1 pseudogene is annotated in these 242 nt (G+C 66.1%); it reads right to left on the bottom strand.

The annotated features are described in order from the left end of the window. Positions 1 to 55 precede the first annotated feature (55 nt). Positions 56 to 242, bottom strand: a pseudogene (lysK, locus tag AC0CH8_RS19070) (lysine--tRNA ligase); the annotation flags it as partial.

The raw sequence follows: 242 nt of genomic DNA, 5'->3' as shown, positions 1-242 counted from the left end.
GCCTATCGCCGGAGGCGAACCCTGCGCTCGATCGACTGGTCGGCTATGCGGTCGCCTACGGCGATAGGCTGGCGTCGTAGCGTTGCAGGAAGCGCCATATCGTCTGCGCATCGCCGACACCGGGCCGGCTGGCGAGATTGAGCAGCAACCCGAACGTCACCGGCAACTTTTCGGTCGGCACTTGCCCGGCGTGAATGTGGTGAACGGGGTTGCCGAGGCGCTGCTTCAGGTCCTGCGTGGGG

This window comes from Sphingomonas sp. AC435 (assembly GCF_979253005.1).
This window is presented reverse-complemented; position numbering and strand designations above follow the sequence as displayed.